13 protein-coding genes and 1 riboswitch are annotated in these 14,994 nt (G+C 63.2%); of the genes, 7 read left to right on the forward strand and 6 right to left on the reverse strand.

Annotated elements, in window-relative coordinates; genetic code table 11:
• Nucleotides 1-22 precede the first annotated feature (22 nt).
• Nucleotides 23-286, forward strand: coding sequence for a hypothetical protein (locus tag ACU5AY_RS12900; RefSeq protein WP_446826517.1), 264 nt, complete (start codon nucleotides 23-25; stop codon nucleotides 284-286).
• Between the two features lie 12 nt (nucleotides 287-298).
• Here ACU5AY_RS12900 and ACU5AY_RS12905 read toward each other — a convergent pair whose 3' ends face one another.
• Nucleotides 299-1,312 carry a DUF4424 domain-containing protein gene (locus ACU5AY_RS12905; RefSeq protein WP_446826518.1) on the reverse strand — a complete coding sequence of 338 codons (1,014 nt, stop codon included), beginning with the start codon at nucleotides 1,310-1,312 and terminating at the stop codon, nucleotides 299-301.
• A 100-nt stretch (nucleotides 1,313-1,412) separates the two neighbouring features.
• Nucleotides 1,413-3,296, reverse strand: a complete 1,884-nt coding sequence (locus ACU5AY_RS12910) for a methyl-accepting chemotaxis protein (protein WP_446826519.1) — start codon at nucleotides 3,294-3,296, stop codon at nucleotides 1,413-1,415.
• Between the two features lie 239 nt (nucleotides 3,297-3,535).
• Between ACU5AY_RS12910 and ACU5AY_RS12915 the strand changes: the two genes are divergently transcribed.
• Nucleotides 3,536-4,291: a TlyA family RNA methyltransferase gene (locus tag ACU5AY_RS12915; protein ID WP_446826520.1), complete on the forward strand. Its 756-nt coding sequence runs from the start codon at nucleotides 3,536-3,538 to the stop codon at nucleotides 4,289-4,291.
• Complete coding sequence (locus ACU5AY_RS12920) at nucleotides 4,288-5,538, forward strand: class I SAM-dependent RNA methyltransferase (protein ID WP_446826521.1); 1,251 nt, start codon at nucleotides 4,288-4,290, stop codon at nucleotides 5,536-5,538. The genes ACU5AY_RS12915 and ACU5AY_RS12920 overlap by 4 nt, the downstream gene beginning before the upstream one ends.
• A gap of 220 nt (nucleotides 5,539-5,758) precedes the next feature.
• Here ACU5AY_RS12920 and ACU5AY_RS12925 read toward each other — a convergent pair whose 3' ends face one another.
• Complete coding sequence (locus tag ACU5AY_RS12925) at nucleotides 5,759-6,547, reverse strand: SDR family oxidoreductase (RefSeq protein WP_446826522.1); 789 nt, start codon at nucleotides 6,545-6,547, stop codon at nucleotides 5,759-5,761.
• Nucleotides 6,544-6,873 carry a nuclear transport factor 2 family protein gene (locus tag ACU5AY_RS12930; RefSeq protein WP_446826523.1) on the reverse strand — a complete coding sequence of 110 codons (330 nt, stop codon included), beginning with the start codon at nucleotides 6,871-6,873 and terminating at the stop codon, nucleotides 6,544-6,546. Before ACU5AY_RS12930 ends, ACU5AY_RS12925 begins: the two co-directional genes overlap by 4 nt.
• Before the next feature lie 96 nt (nucleotides 6,874-6,969).
• Between ACU5AY_RS12930 and ACU5AY_RS12935 the strand changes: the two genes are divergently transcribed.
• The 4 genes from ACU5AY_RS12935 to ACU5AY_RS12950 all read left to right on the forward strand — a co-directional run bounded on the left by ACU5AY_RS12935 (nucleotide 6,970) and on the right by ACU5AY_RS12950 (nucleotide 12,207).
• Nucleotides 6,970-7,881 carry a LysR family transcriptional regulator gene (locus ACU5AY_RS12935; RefSeq protein ID WP_446826524.1) on the forward strand — a complete coding sequence of 304 codons (912 nt, stop codon included), beginning with the start codon at nucleotides 6,970-6,972 and terminating at the stop codon, nucleotides 7,879-7,881.
• Nucleotides 7,882-8,142: 261 nt separating this feature from the next.
• On the forward strand, nucleotides 8,143-9,924 hold the full coding sequence (locus tag ACU5AY_RS12940) for an acyl-CoA dehydrogenase (protein WP_446826525.1): 1,782 nt from the start codon (nucleotides 8,143-8,145) through the stop codon (nucleotides 9,922-9,924).
• Nucleotides 9,925-9,932: 8 nt separating this feature from the next.
• A complete protein-coding gene (locus tag ACU5AY_RS12945) occupies nucleotides 9,933-10,685 on the forward strand; it encodes a crotonase/enoyl-CoA hydratase family protein (RefSeq protein WP_446826526.1) in 753 nt (250 codons plus the stop codon).
• 184 nt (nucleotides 10,686-10,869) lie between these two features.
• Complete coding sequence (locus ACU5AY_RS12950; protein WP_446825113.1) at nucleotides 10,870-12,207, forward strand: putative bifunctional diguanylate cyclase/phosphodiesterase; 1,338 nt, start codon at nucleotides 10,870-10,872, stop codon at nucleotides 12,205-12,207.
• Nucleotides 12,208-12,252: 45 nt separating this feature from the next.
• On the opposite strand, the gene ACU5AY_RS12955 is transcribed toward ACU5AY_RS12950, so the two are convergent.
• Together ACU5AY_RS12955 and ACU5AY_RS12960 are read right to left on the reverse strand one after the other, a co-directional pair.
• Nucleotides 12,253-13,347 (reverse strand): 2Fe-2S iron-sulfur cluster-binding protein, encoded by a 1,095-nt coding sequence (locus ACU5AY_RS12955; RefSeq protein WP_446826527.1) that lies wholly within the window; start codon nucleotides 13,345-13,347, stop codon nucleotides 12,253-12,255.
• Nucleotides 13,347-14,591, reverse strand: a complete 1,245-nt coding sequence (locus ACU5AY_RS12960; RefSeq protein WP_446825115.1) for an aromatic ring-hydroxylating oxygenase subunit alpha — start codon at nucleotides 14,589-14,591, stop codon at nucleotides 13,347-13,349. Before ACU5AY_RS12960 ends, ACU5AY_RS12955 begins: the two co-directional genes overlap by 1 nt.
• Nucleotides 14,592-14,700: 109 nt before the next feature.
• Nucleotides 14,701-14,898, reverse strand: a riboswitch (cobalamin riboswitch).
• Nucleotides 14,899-14,994: the final 96 nt, after the last annotated feature.

The raw sequence follows: 14,994 nt of genomic DNA on the forward strand, positions 1-14,994 counted from the left end.
AAATGACAGGGAAATTCAGACCATGCTGAAACGGGGATTGCTGATCGCCGGGGCGGCGCTTGCCGCCGCTCCGGTCTTTGCCGAAGACTTTCCGGACCATGATCCGATGCTGGAACGCATCATGATCGAACGGCTGCAGCCGAAGCTGCCGGAGCTGCGCCCGACCTTCGGGATTCACGAACGGGCCCGCCTCGTCCACGCAGCCGCGCAGCGCAAGCCGACCGGTCTGCACGCGCTGGCAGAAGAAGCCGAACCCGCCTATTACGGCCGCATTTCCTGGCTTTGAAGACGGCAACCGTCAGGGCTGCGCCGAGCGGACTAAAAACAATACGTCCAGATTCTTCTCCGGATAGAAATCCTGTTTCGTCATTTCGAAGGTCGTCGGCCCGGTCTTCTTGACCCCGTCGCCACAGAAGCTGACGTAATTTTCCGGTTGCCCCTTGTCGATCGTCAGATGGAACTGGCCGATCGGGCCGTTCCAGTTCGCCCCGGTCGTCAGGATGTAGGACAGCCACTGCTCGGTGTAGAAAGGCTTGCCGGCGTTCATGTCGGCGAGCGACTTGCGGCCTATCTTCTCGAATGTTTCGTCGATGCAGAACTTGTCCTGGTAACGCCGGAATTCCTCGCTACGCGTACCGTCATAGTGCAGATAGGCGACCTGCACCGTGCCACCGACGCTCGGACGATACCGGTGCGAGACATGCACGTCAGCGCCGGCCGGAAAGGTCGTGTTCCACCAGTAGGTGGTCTTCAGCGTCCAGCTCGGGGTCAGGTGCACCTTCATGCCGGTGCCGTCATTGTCGTATTCGTCCGGCACGATCAAACCCCTGGCGAGCCAGTCCTCCTGCGTCTCCTTCGGCAGCGCTTCCAGTGCCTTGAAGGTGGCATCGGCAAAGGGAAGAAGCGGAACGCCTTTCGACTGCAGCTCCTCCGTCATGTCGATGCCGGCGACATAGGCGCGCTGCTGCAGGGTAGCCTCGATCGGCTTGCCGTCTTGGGTCACGGAAAACTGCAGGAAGTTGGCGTCGTCCGTATCGTTGAGCGCGACATTGGCGTCGATCCCGCCTTCGATATCCGGCATCGGAAAGGCGACCATGCTGCGCACGTCCTTGTCCGAGCCGTTGTGGAAGGTGTAGTCGACGCGCACTTCCTCCTGCGAGATGAACAGATCCTCGCGGGCCATCGTCACGTCATAGCTTTTGACGAAGGTCAGGCCACCGGCGCCGAGTTCGCTCATGGAATCGTTAGCCTGCGCGGTTCCGCCGCCCACCACGAGGCCCGCCAGCAGCAAGGCATGTCCGATCCGTCGCATAGCACCCCCTCCATCCGAAATCGCTGCGGCGACCTTATCCAATCAAGGCCAACCGCAAAAGGCGCAATTCCAGCAGCGTCGTGGCGACGATGGCAACCGGCTAGCGACGGCGGTTGCCGGCTGAAGCGGCCATCGGTGCGAACGCTTCGCCACCGTGGGATTGCGACCCGGCTCCGGCAATCCGGAAATGCGAGATCATTTCGCGCAGCCGCGTCGCCTCGCTGGCGAGGCTCATGCTGGCGGCGCTTGCCTCCTCGACCATGGCGGTGTTCTGCTGGGTGACCTGGTCGAGGCTGCGGACGGCCTTGTTGACTTCGCCCAGTCCCGTCGACTGCTCGTGGGTATTGGCGGTAATCGCGTCCATGTAGCCATTGATCGAGACGATCAGCTCACCGATGCCCGTCAAGGCCTGGCCGGCATCGCGAACAAGCGCGACGCCGCCCTCGATCTCGGCCGACGAATTGTCGATCAGCTCCTTGATCTCGCGGGCGGCCCTCGCCGACCGGCCGGCCAGTTCGCGGACTTCCTGCGCGACGACGGCGAAGCCCTTGCCTGCATCCCCTGCCCGCGCCGCCTCGACGCCGGCGTTCAGCGCCAGCAGGTTCGTCTGGAAGGCGATCTCGTCGATCACGGAGATGATCGAGGCGATCTTGCCGGAGGATTCCTCGATGCGGCGCATGGCGTCCTCGGCATTGACGACGACACTTGCCGACTGGCGGGCGTTCTCGTTGGCCTGCTTGGAGACCGCACGGGCCTCGTCAACGCGCTTGGCGGACTCCGAGACATTGCCGGTGATCTGCTCCAGCGCCACCGTCGTCACGTCGAGCGACGATGCCTGATGTTCGGTGCGCTTCGACAGATCCGCGATGCCGTCGGCGATCTCGCGGCTGTGATTGTCGATGTTGCCGGAGCTCTGGTAGATCACCGAAAGCGTGTCGCCGAGCTGGCGGACCGAGGCGTTGAAGTCGCCGCGCAGCTCTTCGAATTCGGGCGCGAAGCGCTCGTTCAGCTGATAGGTAAGATCGCCTTCGGCCAGCTTCTTCAGTCCGGCGGCAAGGCCGGACGTGGCGATGCGAAGGCGCTCGGCGGCCTGGCGTTCGGCCTCCTCCTCGGCGGCGCGGCGCTGCTCCTCGGCGTGCAGGCGATGATCCTCGGCCTCCTCCTCCAGACGCTTCTTGGCAATCACGGCCTCGCGGAAGATACCGAGCGAGCGGGCCAGCGCGCCGATCTCGTCCTTGCGTTCGGCGCCGGTCACCGCCGTATCGGCATCGCCCCTGGCCAGCCTCTCGGTGACCTCGCTGAGACGCCGCAGCGGCTTCAGCGTATTGGAGCGCAGGAGCGTGATGATCAGCAGGGCGGCGACCGTCAGCGTGCCGAGGCCTGCCAGCACCTTCAGCATGATGCGGCTTTTCCAGCTGGCGATCTGCGGGGCAAGATTGATCGATGCGGAATAGGTGCCCATGACCTCGCCCGGCTCGATGTTCATCAGCCCGGTATGGCAGCCGGCGCAGCGCTCGTCGGCGGCATCGCCCTGGCCGAGGACGACCGGACGCGACAGGCGGAGCTTTTCGCCCTCGACTACCGACTGCCTGGCAAGCGACGCCATTGCCGCGGTATCGACCGCATCCTTCGGCGGCAGGATGGTGCCGCCGTTTTCCTTCTGGAAGGCCTCGATCTTTTCCGCCATCACCACCCAGATATCGACGTCGCCGTTGGCCTCGGAAAACTGCTTCATCGCCCCGTCGAGCGTCATGACGGCGGGGTCGCCGTCCTCGATCTGGCCGCGGTTCAGCATCGCCTGGATGTGCATCGCCTCCAGCAGATCGAGCGCCGCATTGCCGCGCATCTCGCCGCTCTCTCGAATCCGCGCCCAGTCCTGGCTGATATCGTAGGCGACCTTGGCGCTTTCGCCGACCATCAGGACGACGACGACGCTGAGCACGATCTGCACGGTGAGCGGGATGCGCTTGAGATATGAAAACATGTGAAGCAACCAAGAGAATGTCCGCAGAGGCGGACTGCACTGAAATTCGATCTCAGGCAGTTAAGAAAAAGCCGGTTAACACCCCGCTAACAAACTCGACTGTTCATAAGATATCATGAATAAACACGCAGACGCCGAGGCTATTCTTGATGACTGTCAATAATAGTCGAAATCCGCCGCCTGCGCCCGCTGCCATTTCCCCCCTTGCGCAATCGGCCCATGCAGGTCATGGACAGGGCATGACTGCCGACGACAAGACACCGCAGCGCCTGGATCAGCTTCTGGTGAACCTGGGCCACTTCGAGACGCGCTCTCGCGCCGCCGACGCGGTGCGCCGGGGCACAGTGTCTGTCGACGGCCGGAAAGCGGCAAAGCCGGGCCAGACGGTCCCCTCATCGGCAGCGATCGCGATTGACGATCCGGCGCATGCCTATGTCTCGCGCGCGGTGCTGAAGCTGATTGCGGCACTCGACCATTTCGGCCTCGATCCGGCCGGGCTCCACTGTCTCGACATCGGTGCCTCCACCGGCGGCTTCACGCAGGTTCTCCTCGAACGCGGGGCGGCCCATGTGACCGCCGTCGATGTCGGCCACGGGCAGCTGCACGAACGGATCGCGGCCCACCCGAATGTGACGAACCTCGAAGGCTTGAACGCGCGCAATCTTTCGGCCGACGATATCGGCGGCCGTCCGGTGCAGGCGGTCGTCTCGGACGTCTCCTTCATTTCGCTGAAGCTCGCCCTGCCGCCGGCTCTGTCGCTTTGCGCAGCGGGCGGCTTCTGCGCCCTGCTCGTCAAGCCGCAGTTCGAGGCGGGCAAGGCGGCAATCGGCAAGGGCGGGCTTCTGAAAGACCCGACGACTGGACCGGCAATCGCGGCCGACATCGAGACGTGGCTCGAACAGGAACAGGGCTGGACGAGCCTCGGCTTCATAGCCTCGCCGATCGCTGGCGGCGACGGCAATCAGGAATTTCTCTTGGCAGGACGGAAAAGATGAGCACCGAAACGGTCACCATCAGCAAGCTTGGCGCACAGGGCGACGGCATCGCGCACACCACCGACGGGCCGGTCTACGTGCCCTTCGCGCTGCCCGGCGAAACGGTCGCGATCGCACGCGTGAAGACGCAAGGGACAGTGATGTCGCTGGAAGCGCCCTCGCCCGACCGGCGCGCACCCGCCTGCCGGCATTTCGGCCCCGAGGGCGAGAACGGCACCTGCGGCGGCTGCACGCTGCAGCATTACGCCGACGAACCCTACCGCGCCTTCAAGCGCCAGCTGGTCGTCGACGCCCTGAAATCGAAGGGGCTGACGCCGACCGTCCACGAACTCGTGCCGGCCCATCCCGGCGAGCGGCGGCGCATGGTGATGACGGCCCGCGGCACCGAAAAGGGCCTGCTGCTCGGCTTCAACCAGGCCGGCTCGCACCACATCGTCGCCATTGCCGAATGTCCCGTCGCGTCGGCCGGCATCACCGGCCATCTCGACGATATCCGCAAGATCGCGGCGGCGGTGGCGCAGGGCGCCAATCCCTTCCGCGTGACCGTTCTCGAGACGCTGACCGGCCTCGACATCGCCTTCGACGAGTTGAAATCGCTGCCCGACGACATCCGTGCGCGCACGGTCGAAGTCGCGCTTGCCTGCAAGCCGGTCGCCCGCGTTTCGGTCAATGGCGAAATCCTGATCGAGATGCGCAAGCCGCTGCTCGACTTCGAAGGCGCCGGCGTGAGCCCGAATCCGGGCGGCTTCACCCAGGCGACGCGGGCCGCCGAAGAGGCGATGGCACGGCTCGTCGCCGACAATCTCGGCAAGGCCAAGCAGGTCGCCGATCTCTTTGCCGGCGCAGGAACCTTCACCTTCCGGCTGGCCAGGAAGGCCAAGGTGCATGCGGTGGAAAGCGACGGCGCGGCGCTGAAGGCGCTCGACCAGGCCGTGCGCAACACGCAGGGTCTGAAGCCGATCACCACCGAGCGCCGCGACCTCTTCCGCCGGCCGCTGCTCACCAAGGATCTCTCGCGCTACGACGCCATCGTCTTCGACCCGCCCCGCGCCGGCGCCGAAGCCCAGTGTCGCGAGCTTGCCAAGGCGAAGACGCCAAAGGTGATCGCGGTCTCCTGCAACCCAATCACGCTCGCCCGCGACCTCGCGCTGCTGGTGGACGGCGGCTATAAAATCGAAAGCGTGACGCCGATCGACCAGTTCTTGTGGTCGGGGCATGTGGAGGCTGTGGCTGTGCTGGGGAGGTAGGTTTGGGGATGAGCCTAGCAGCTTCCGGCCAGTTCGAAGCGAAGGGCAACAGAGGCAAGCGGCTCTTCGAAACTCGCTTCTTTTGCGTAGACGGCGGACATGGTCGTTCCTTTCAAACCGGACCGGGAGTTTGGTGGTGCGCGGTGGCATCCATCGCTTACCATCATCCGCATACCGACGCCCGTCCTTCCATGCGGAGGGCGAGCGCCGGGAGGCACCCTCAGATGGTGCGGATGGTCCCTCCATCGATCACGAACTCGGCGCCATGGATCGCGGCGGCACGATCGGCGGCAAGATATGCGATGAGGTCGGCCACCTCTTCGGGCTCGGCTGCCCGCCCGATGGAGATCCCTCCCAGGGCATCAAGCACGGACTGACGCGCCTCTTCAGTCGTTCCGCCATTGGCAACCCGAAGTGTTTCGAGAAAGTCTCCGGCGGCCTCTGTCATGATCCAGCCGGGTGAGACGGAATTGACTCTTACGCCCTTGGGGCCGAGCTCCTTCGAAATCGACTTGCTGTAGGTCCTCAGCGCGGCTTTGGCGGCGGCATAGCCGGTTGTGGATTCTGGCAGCGGCAGGACGGACTGGATCGAGGTGATGTGCACCACAATGCCCTTCCCCCGCTCGAGCATCTGCGGGATCAGCAGCCGATCGAGCCGGACCGTCGCCAGCAGATTGAGGCTCAGCTCGGCGAGCCAATTGTCGTCGGTCAGCGCAACGAAGCCGCCCGCCGGCGAAACCGAACCGCCTATGACATGGGCGAGAATGTCGATGCCGCCCAGCCGCTCAAGCGCCGCCTTGGCCAGCGCTTCGCCGCCCTCCGCAGTGGTGAGGTCCGCCTGGACATATTCGACGCCCTCGATAGGATCCTTGATCGTGCGGGCGGCGGTAACAACACGGGCGCCGCCGGCCAGAAAGCGCTCGACAGTCGCGCGGCCCAGACCCTTGGTGCCTCCGCTGACAAGCACGCGTTTGCCGGCGAATTCGGTGGGATCTGCCTTGAGGTTCATACCGTGACCTCCAGGGTCTTGATGGCACCGTGGGCCAGCGTGAAGCGATAGGTGAAACGGAGCGGGCTGCCCGGGAAATCACCATGCGCGGGACCTTCGACGACGACATCGCCGTCTTCTTCCCGAACCGTGTCAGGCACGAAGATGGCCTTCACCGGGATCACTTCTTCTTCGACCAGTTGCCGGATTGCCGGCTGCCCCTCGAAATGCTTGCCGTTGTCGATAAAGACAGCGTCACGCAGGAAGGGCTTCAACATGCCGTCGATATCGAGACAAGCATTTGCTTCGACATAGTCAGCGATTGGTTTGGGTAGGTGCATTGACATTTTCATCTCCTCGATGGTGACAAGACCTAAATAGCGATTGACTTCTCTCCTGATAATCGAGACAAATCAGCATACCGTGTTACGGAAATCGGGATAATGACGCGCCATTCGCTGATCGAACTCGAGGCGGTTCTTGCCATCGTTCGGTGCGGCTCGTTTCGGGCAGCGGCGCTCGATCTCGGCATGTCGACCACGGCCATCAGCAATGCGGTCGGCAAACTCGAGCGGGAGCTTGCCGTGCGATTGTTCAATCGCACCACACGCAGCGTCTCACTCACCTATGCCGGGCGAATTTTCGTCGCACAGATCAAATCTGCGCTCGAGGACATTCAAAAAGCGATGGACACGGCGCGCTCCCAGCAGGAGACGCCGTCCGGTACCTTGCGCATCAATGCCTTCGCCACGGCGGCGCGTGAAATCATGGCGCCGCTGGTCCTGAGCTATTTGCAGCGCTATCCGCAGGTTCATATCGACCTGGTCACCGAGGGGCGGCTTGTTGACGTCGTGGCGGCGGGCTTCGATCTGGGAGTGCGCAGCGCGGATTTGGTGCCCAGCGACGCGATTGCCATACCGCTGGGCCAGATGCGACGCATGGCGGTTGCCGCATCTCCAGCCTTTTTCAAAAGCAGGGATATTCCCCAGGTGCCACAAGAGCTACTCACCTACCCTTGTGTCCGCGTTCGGCTTCCCAATGGCGCCTTGTTCCGCTGGCGGTTCGAGAGGGACGGCGAGGAATTGCAACTCGACGTCGAAGGCCCGATCACGCTCGACGAAGCCTCCCTGGCCCGGATCGCGGTGACGAACGGCGTGGGGATCGGCTATTTCATGGAAGCCGATATACGCGAAGACATCGAGGCTGGACGGCTCGTGCGCATTCTCGAAGACTGGACGCCGCCCCTTGTGCCGCTGTGCCTCTACTATTCCAATCGGCGCAATTCATCCGCGGCCTTCCAAGCCTTTGTAACGCTCGCACGCGACTTCGCAGCCGGACGACTCGCAGAGCCCTAGAAGCGGACATCACAATAACTGAGCGGAAGACCGGCTTAGGTCGGAGGCGATCGGCTGCTCTGCCTGCTGAGGAACGGCCGGCTTCCCGTGACCATAATCTGAAACCTGCCAGTCCGCCGCCCCCGAATCACCACCCCTCCTCCCATTTTCAAATTGACGTTTACGTAAAAATCAATTAGCCCATGGAAATGACACCATGCGCGCTCAGGCTGCGCGTGGAATGCTTGAGCGTCCAATTCGTCTGTTCGGAGGAGGAACGGAATGTACAAGGCACCGGTCGAGGAGATTCTCTTCACCCTGAAACACGTCGCCGGGCTCGATGAGGCGATCGACAAGGGGCTCTTCGACGACCTTTCCGACGATCTGGTGGATGCGATCCTGACGGAAGCCGGACGGTTTGCGAGCGAGGAACTGGCGCCGCTTGGCGAGATCGGCGACACGCAAGGCGCGACGCTCAAGGACGATGCCAGCGTGAAGACGCCGGATGGGTGGAAGGAGTGCTACCGCCACTGGATGGAAGGCGGCTGGAACTCGCTGACCGGCAGCCCCGACCATGGCGGCCAGGGCCTTCCCCATATGCTGAATGTCGCGACGCTGGAAATGTGGAACGGTGCCTCCATGGCCTTCGCGCTCGGCCCGACTTTGACGGAGGGTGCGGCGGAAGCGCTTTCCGCCCATGGCTCGGACGAGTTGAAGGCGACCTACCTGCCGAAGATGATTTCCGGCGAATGGATGGCATCGATGAACCTGACGGAGCCCGGCGCCGGCTCCGATCTCGGCGTGATGAAGACGCGCGCCGAACGGCGTGACGACGGCACATACCGCATCTTCGGCCAGAAGATCTTCATCACCTATGGCGAACACGATTTTACCGACAACATCATCCATCTGGTGCTGGCCCGCCTGCCCGATGCACCGCCCGGCTCGCGCGGCATCTCGCTCTTCCTGGTGCCGAAATTCCTCGTCAACGAGGATGGTTCGCTCGGTGAGCGCAACGATGTCTTCTGCCATTCGCTGGAACACAAGCTCGGCATCCACGGCTCGCCGACCTGCACGATGATCTACGGCGACGGCCGCTTCGGCGACGAAAAGGGCGCCATCGGCTGGCTGATCGGCGAGGAGAACCGGGGCTTGAACTGCATGTTCACGATGATGAACAACGCCCGCCTGGCGGTCGGCATGCAGGGTGTGGCGATCTGCGAAGCCGCCACCCAGAAGGCGACCGAGTACGCCCGCGAGCGCACCCAGGGCAAGGCTCCGGGGTGGACGGGAGCGGGCATGAGTCCTATCATCGAGCATCCGGACGTCGCCCGCATGCTTTTGACCATGAAGGCGCTGACACAGGGTTCCCGGGCGATCAGCTATGCCTGCGCGCATGCGATTGACCTCTCGCATAGGCTGTCGGGAGCAAATGCCAGTCATTGGGGCGAGCGCGCCGCCCTTCTGACACCGATCGCAAAGGCGTTTTCCACGGATGCCGGCGTCGAAGCCGCGTCGCTCGGCATCCAGGTGCATGGCGGCATGGGCTTCATCGAGGAGACGGGTGCCGCCCGCCTCTACCGCGACGCCCGCATCGCGCCGATCTACGAAGGCACAAACGGCATCCAGGCGATCGACCTCGTGACCCGCAAGCTGCCGCTGTCAGACGGCGAGCAGGTGCGCGGCTTCATCGCCGAACTGAGGATGATCGCGTCTGCGGTCCGGGCCTCCAACATCGGTGGTTTCGGCCATACGGCGGAGGCGCTGAGCGCCGCGCTCGACGACCTGCAGGCGGCGACCGACTGGCTGCTTGCGGCGCTTGCCGCGGGCAAGGTGGAAGACGCGCTTGCGGGCGCCACGCCCTATCAGCGGCTGTTCGGCCTTGCGCTGACCGGCTGCTATCTCGCCAAGGGCGGACTTGCAGCAACCGACGACGGCAAGCAGGACAACCGCATCGCGCTCTGCCGCTTCGCCGCCGAAAACATGACTGGTGAAACCTCGGCATTGAAGCATCGCGTGATTTCCGGTGCGGCGAGCCTCGCCGCCGCCCGCGCCTGCCTGTGAGAACGACCATGACCGACCATATCCTCGTCGAACGTCCCGAAGCCTATCCCGGCGTCCAGGTGATCCGCTTCAACCGCCCGGAAAAGAAGAACGCGTTCACGCGGGACATGTATGCCCGGATGACCGATGCGCTGCACACGGCCAATGGCGAGGAGCGCATTCGCGTTACCGCCTTCCTTGGAACCGATGGCTGCTTTTCGGCGGGCAACGATGTCGCCGATTTCCTCGCCGTCGCCATGGGCGGCAACATGGGCACGGAGGTGCTCGACTTCCTCGCCGCCCTCGTCCATTCGGAAAAGCCGCTCGTCTCGGGCGTCGACGGACTGGCCGTCGGCATCGGCACGACGCTGAACCTGCATTGCGACCTGACGCTTGCCACGCCCCGCAGCCTGTTCAAGACGCCTTTCGTCGATCTCGGCCTCGTGCCGGAGGCTGGATCGAGCCTCATCGTGCCGCGCGTCGCCGGCCATCAGCGGGCCTTCGCGTTGCTTGCCGCCGGCGAAGGCTTTTCGGCAGACGAGGCGCACATGGCCGGCCTGATCTGGAAGATCGTGCCGGAAGCGGACATCGAGACGGCAACGCTGACGATGGCCGCAAGGTTGGCGACAAAGCCGCCGGAAGCCCTGAAGATCACCCGCGGCCTGCTGCGCGGCGACAAGGCGGCGCTGTCGCAGCGCATCCACGAAGAGGCCAGGCATTTCGGCGAACGGTTGAGAAGCGCCGAGGCGCGCGCTGCCTTCGAAGCCTTCATGCGACGCTAGGCACGCCGCGGCCCCAAACCGATCGCTGTTCGGGGCCTAACCCACCGATTTCATGACCAAAACTCCCATATCTGACAGTCCGTCTCAGCCAATTCTTAACATTTGCTCGTCAAAGCTGCGTATCCTAAACCGGTTCACGACCTGATCGCGGTTTCCGGTTCACGGCACAACGAGCAAGGGCCTTATGCACAGCACGTCGCTGAACACCAGCACAGCACAGACCACCTCCCTGTCGTCCCCTCGCATCCTGCAAATCTGCGAAGCGCTCATGTGGATCAGCGCCGCACTCTGCGCTGCCTGGTTCGTGCTATACATGACCCTCGGATACCGGGTCGCCGCGGTCAGCGTTGGGGTTCTGGGCCTGGCGATGGTCACCTCCCTTCTGATGCTGAAGGCAGGCATGGTTCAAGCCGGGCTCCTCTTTTCGCAAATCACCAGCTACATCTTCGTCTGCCATTTCGCCCTGTGCTTCGACATTCCGGACGCGGACACGCCGCGCATCCTGCATATCTACCTGCTGGTGATCGCCCTTGTCGGCTACGTCAATTACCAGCGACAACGCTCATGGCTGCAGATCGGCATCATCGCGGCCTGCCTTGCCGGCTTCGTCTTTTTCGCGAGCAGCAATTTCAGCATCCCGGCTGCGACCCCAATCTCCGGCACGGTTCGCGGCCCCCTGGCCATCATCAATGCCGGAATCCTGACAACGCTGTTTTCCGGTATCGTTGTGGTCCTGCAGACGAACGCCGCCGAACAAGGCGGCCTTGTGCGGGAATTGCTGCTCGGCGTCAGTCGCGGCGAGTTCGAACTCTTCTACCAGCCGCAGGTCGACCGCGGCGGCCGGACAATCGGGGCCGAGGCCCTGTTGCGCTGGCAACATCCCAAACGGGGCTACATCTCCCCGGCCGAGTTCATTCCGCTCGCCGAGCGCAGTGGCATCATGCCGAAGATCGGCAGCTGGGTGCTGAAGGAAGCGTGCCAGACGTTGTCGGCGTGGAACGCCAACGCCAGCACAAGGCACCTGACGCTGGCGATCAACATCACCGCCGACCAGTTTCTGCTGACGGATTTCGTGCAACTGGTGGAGGGTACCGTCAGGACCTATGGCGTCGATCCTAAGCGGCTGAAGCTGGAGCTGACGGAAAGCGTGTTCGTCGCCGATGTCGAAGGGCTGGCCGCCAAGATGACGGCCCTGCAGGATATCGGCATCGGCATTTCGCTCGACGACTTCGGCACCGGCTACTCGTCGCTGAGCTATCTGCGCAGACTGCCGCTCACGCAATTGAAGATCGATCGCAGCTTCGTACGCGGCGTGTCGGAAAACGAACTCGACGCCTCGCTTGCCAAGACCATCGTCCAGATGGGGCACGATCTGAGCCTCGACGTGCTGGCGGAAGGCGTGGAGACGGAGGCGCAATACCGCTTCATGCTCGACTGCGGCTGCAGCGCCCTCCAGGGCTACTATTTCGGCCGTCCGATGACTTTGGCCGATTTCGAGCTGCGGGTGCCGACGACCATCTGACGGTCCAGCCGGCTCCGCGCTGCTCGAAGTTGATCGAGGCCTTTGTCAGGCCTCGATCTCGACATCCGTCAAGGGACGCGAGCAGCAGGCGAGGATGTAGCCCTCGTCGATCTCGTCGTCGAGAATGCCGCCATTGTGCTGCATATCGACCTTGCCCGACAGGCACTTGACCCGGCAGGTGCCACAGATGCCGGATTCGCAGGCCGCGCCGATGCGCACGCCGTTGGCACGGGCCGTCTGCAGCACGGTAAAGCCCGGCTGACACTCGACATTCTTGCCGCTGTCGGCGAAGCGCACCTTGAACGACGGTTCCTCGTCCTTGTCCTCGTTGACGACGATCGGCATGTCGGCGATCGGGGCGGCCGTCGCGAAGGCCTCCTGGTGATAGCGGCTCATGTCGAAGCCGGCGGTCTCCAGCGATTCCCGCACCGTCGCCATGAACGGCTCGGGTCCGCAGCAGAACACCGTGCGGTCAAGGAAGTCCGGCGCCAGCAGCGCGATCTTGGCCTTGTCGACCCGGCCCTTCAGGCCCGACCAGAACTGCGAACGCTCCAGCTGCTCGACGATCAGGCCGAGCGAGAAGTTCGGCATGTAGCGCGCCTTGTACTCCAGCTCCGAGCGGAAGATGATGTCGTTCGGCGAACGGGCGCAGTGGATGAAGGCGATGTCGCTGTCCGGTTCGCGGTCGCCGAGGTCGCGGGTCATCGACATCATCGGCGTGATGCCGGAGCCGGCCGAGATGAACAGGTACTTCTCGCCCGGATGACGGACATAGGAGAAATCCCCGCGCGGACCGTGCGCCTTGATCTTCATGCCCGGATAGAGGCTTTCCTGCATCCAGCGGGTACCGATGCTGTCCTTCTGCGCCTTGACCGTGACGGCCAGCATGAAGGGCCGCGACGGGCTGGACGACAGCGTGTAGGTGCGCAGCACCGGTTCCGGTCCGACCGGCAGTTCCAGCGTGACGAACTGGCCGGGCAGATAGCGGAACCAGCGGTTCTCCTTGTCCGCCCGGAAGGTGAAGGTCATCGTGTCCGGCGCTTCCGGCGTCCAGCCAACACATTCCAGCATGTCTTCATTGTCGCTCCAGGGGAGCATTTCGTCGACATGCTTGAAGGGAGCTTTTTTCACGCTGCTCATTACGCGACAACCGACAGCTTGGTCTGATCGCCCTGCAGGCGGTCGATCATGAAGTTGGTGTACCACTCGACGAACTGCATGACGCCGCCTTCATGGTCGGGCGAATACGGACCGGGCTCATAGGCCGGCGAACGGATGCCGAAGGCGTTTTCCTCGACGATGCGACGGTCCTGGTCATTGGTCTCGTTCCAGACGTGGGTCAGCTCCTCGAGGTCGTAGTCGACGCCCTCGACGGCATCCTTGTTCACCAGCCACTTGGTCGTGACCATGGTCTCTTCCGGACCAAGCGGCAGCACGCGGAAGGAGATCGCGTGATCGCCCAGCATGTGGTTCCAGGTGGTCGGATAATGGAACAGCAGCATGGTGCCGATGTTGCCGACGGTGACGTCAGAGGACAGCGGCTTCTTGACTGCCGGCTTGCCGGACATGGTGTAGCTGACGGCGCCTTCGATCAGTGGCATGCGGGCGGCGCGGAACTGGCCGCTGTCATGCATCTTGAACTGGCTCGGCAGGCCGGCGTCCTCGCAATGCTTCCAGTGGGCAGCGATGACAGGGTCATCGCCCGCGCCCTGCGTGCCGGTAACCGACGGGGCTTCCGGGTATGTGCGGCAGAGCTCCGGATGGTTGCCGGCGCAGTGGTAGCATTCGCGGTTGTTTTCCCAGACGAGCTTCCAGTTGCCCTTCTCGATAATGGTCGACTGGTGGGCGATCTTGGCTTCCTTGAGACGGTGCGGCCCGACATAGGCATCGACCATTGCGCGGACGGGTTCAAAGTCGGGAGCGACCTTGGCGAGACAGACGAAGATGTAGCCGGCCACCGTTTCGCAATGCATTTTCTTCAGCGAAAACTGCGACTTGTCGAAGTCGTCACCCATCTGCCGGGCAAACAGCAGCGAGCCGTCGAGTTCGTAGGTCCACTGGTGGTACGGGCAAACGAGCTTGGCGGAGGCGCCGCGCTCGGTGTTGCAGACGCGCGAACCGCGGTGACGGCAGGAATTGTGCAGGGCGCGGATGACACCGTCGCGGCCACGCACGACGACGACCGGATAATCGCCGACCTGAACGGTGAAGAAATTGCCTGCCTTCGGGATTTCGCAGTCATGGCCGATGAAGAGCCAGTCGCGATACCAGATCGTTTCCATATCCAGCTTGAAATAATCCGGATCGGTGTAGAAGGCCTGCTCCAGGCTGAAGCCTTCGCGACGGTTGTTCAATTGCCGCAGCACAGTGTTACGAATATCCATGACCCATCCTCATGCGCCAAAAAAAATCAGTGATGCAGACAACCGACAGGTCACGGCCGGCTGGGAGCACCGACAGTTGGAGACCCCGGCCGGTTGCTGCGGCCAAGTTTCAAAATCCATGCTTCAGGCTGGTTTCCGGGCTGAAGAGCCTCCCGTCGCTGCGGGAACTGGCCGTTCCGGACCATGCCGGTGGTTCTTGCGCCAGTTTCAAGCTCTTATACCGTTGCTAGGCAGCGCCGGATTTTCACCGGCTTTCCCAATTTTCCGCCCTCCCTAGCAGGGCGAGACCTTGAGCCTGAACACACTATAGTTGGGAACCGATGTCGCAGACACGCTGCCAGCGACACGCGACACGACAATTGACGACACGCAAGAACGTCGCAGACGGGACAGGCAAGCGGTC

Source organism: Rhizobium sp. PAMB 3174, assembly GCF_052908375.1.